This window comes from Nonomuraea sp. NPDC004702, from assembly GCF_053601695.1.
The window spans coordinates 1-2,171 of the sequence record NZ_JBSGCE010000136.1; the positions used below are offsets into that span (position 1 = coordinate 1).

The 2,171-nt window shown below is 76.7% G+C and carries 3 protein-coding genes and 1 pseudogene; all 4 read right to left on the reverse strand.

What is annotated here, in order from left to right:
- Positions 1-8: 8 nt before the first annotated feature.
- Positions 9-557: an MFS transporter gene (locus ACWEJ6_RS52975; protein ID WP_452433289.1), complete on the reverse strand. Its 549-nt coding sequence runs from the start codon at positions 555-557 to the stop codon at positions 9-11.
- Positions 554-748 (reverse strand): MbtH family protein, encoded by a 195-nt coding sequence (locus ACWEJ6_RS52980; protein ID WP_358297748.1) that lies wholly within the window; start codon positions 746-748, stop codon positions 554-556. The genes ACWEJ6_RS52975 and ACWEJ6_RS52980 overlap by 4 nt, the downstream gene beginning before the upstream one ends.
- Positions 745-1,971, reverse strand: coding sequence for a thioesterase domain-containing protein (locus ACWEJ6_RS52985; RefSeq protein ID WP_452433295.1), 1,227 nt, complete (start codon positions 1,969-1,971; stop codon positions 745-747). The genes ACWEJ6_RS52980 and ACWEJ6_RS52985 overlap by 4 nt, the downstream gene beginning before the upstream one ends.
- Before the next feature lie 139 nt (positions 1,972-2,110).
- Positions 2,111-2,171: pseudogene (locus ACWEJ6_RS52990) on the reverse strand (pentapeptide repeat-containing protein); the annotation flags it as partial.

Sequence of the window (2,171 nt, forward strand, 5' to 3'; positions counted from 1 at the left end):
CCGACGCTCTACCTAGCGCGCGGCGCGGCGGCGCCGGTGAGCAGGGCCGCCGCGCCGAGCGGCAGGTTGACCAGGAACGCCCAGCGCCACGAGAGCGTGTCGGCCAGCAGGCCGCCGAGCACCGGGCCGAGCGCGGGCGCGAGCGCGGTCGGCACCACGATGTGCCGGGACAGCCGCATGCGCTCCTCGGGGGCGTAGGCGGCGAACAACATGGCCATCCCGGCGGGCGTCAGGACGCCACCCGCCGCTCCCTGCAGCACCCGGAAGCACACCAGCGACCCCAGGTCCCACGACAGCGCGCACAACCCGGAGGCCGCCGTGAACGCGGCGAGCGCGGCCAGGAAGACGCGCGACGCGCCGTACCGGTCGCACAGCCAGCCGGCGACCGGCATGGCGATCGCGAGGCTGGCCAGGAACGCCGACTCCACGGCGTTCGCCGCGGCGGGCGGCACGCCGAGGTCGGCCGCGACGGCGAACAGCGCCGGGTTGACGATCGTCGCGTCCAGGCCGCTCACGCACATCGCCGTGACGTAGGCGGCCAGTACGCGGCCCCTCACCGGCGCAGGCTGCGGGGGCGCAGGTCGGTCCAGGACGCCTGGACGTAGGCCAGGCAGGCGGCCCGGCCGTCCGGCCCGAAGCGCACGGACCAGCCGTCGGGGACGGCGGCGAAGGAGGGCCACAGGGAGTGCTGGTCCTCGTCGTTGGCCAGGACGAGGAACTGCCCGTCCGGGTCGTCGAAGGGGTTCACGGGGTGTGCTCCTGGGTCGCGGGGGCGGCGCCACGGGGGCCGGGGCCGCCTGGTCGGTCGATTCCGTCGAGGTGGTCGAGATGGTCGAGGCGGTCGAGGCGGTCGAGGCGGTCGAGGCGGTCAAGATGGTCGAGGCGGGCGGCGACGATCGCGGCGATCTCGGCGATCGGGCCCGGCTGTGTCATGTCCTTGTGGCTGCAGGCCACGTCGTGCGTCTCGATCGTGCCGCCGACGTGCGGGCGCCAGGCGTCCGCGGTCAGGGTGTCGTCCACCGTGTCGACGGTGGCGCGGAAGAACAGCACGTCGCCGTCGAAGCGGCGGGTGTCGAGGGCGCGGACGAGGCGGTTGGTGTTGAGGTAGAGGTCCTTCAGCTCGGCCAGCGTCCCGGCCGGCAGCCCGGCCAGGGGGCTGGACTCGCGGCGCAGGATCTCCGCCACCCGCTCCAGCGTGAGGGCGGCGTCGGGGGCGAAGCCGGCCATCGTGAGCAGCGCCTCCAGCGCCTCGGCCTCGTCGGACGGCGGCAGGTCGCGCATGCCCTCGGCGGGGTAGGCGTCCAGGACGGCCAGCAGCGCGACCTCCTGCCCGGCCAGCCGGAGCTGCACGGCCATCTCCTGGGCGATGATCCCGCCGGTGGACCAGCCCAGCAGGTGGTAGGGGCCGCGCGGGCGCACCAGCCTGAGCTGGGCCACGTAGTCGGCGGCCAGGCGGCGCAGCGAGGTGGGCAGGTGGTCGCGGCGGGCCTGCAGCCCGTAGATCGGGCGGTCCTGGACGTGCCGGAGGAGGCCGCCGTAGCACCAGCTCAGCCCGCCCGCCGGGTGCACGCAGAACAGCGGCGGACGGGAGCCGGACTCGCGCAGCGGCAGCAGCGTCCGCAGCGGGTCGGTGCGCGCGCCGCCCTGCGCCAGGGCGGTGAGCGCGGCGGCGGTCGGCGCCTCGAACAGCGCGCCGACGGACACCTCGGCGCCGAACACCTCCTTGACCCTGGCCACCAGCCGGACCGCGAGCAGGGAGTGGCCGCCGAGGTCGAAGAAGCCGTCGTCCACGCCGACCCGGGGCAGGCCGAGCACCTCGGCGAACAGCGCGCACATCGCCTCCTCGCGCGGCCCGTCCGGCAGCCGGCCGCCGCCGGTGGGGGCCTCGGGGGCGGGCAGGGCGGCGCGGTCGAGCTTGCCGTTCACGGTGAGCGGCAGCGCGGGCACCCGGACGACGGCGGCCGGCACCATGTAGCCGGGCAGCACCCGCGCCACGAACGCCCGCACCTCCCCCACGTCGGCGTCCGTGGCGAAGGCGGGCCCCTCGGAGGCGGTTCCGGCGGAGGCGGGCCCCTCGGAGGCGGGCCCCTCGGAGGCGGGCCCCTCGGAGGCGGGCCCCTCGGAGGCGGGCCCCTCGGAGGCGGGCCCCTCGGAGGCGGGCCCCTCGGAGG

What these genes read in the sequence shown, in the direction of transcription:
- ACWEJ6_RS52985 (WP_452433295.1), bottom strand. Translation starts at nt 1,971, where the DNA reads ATGGTGCCGGCCGCCGTCGTCCGGGTGCCCGCGCTGCCGCTCACCGTG.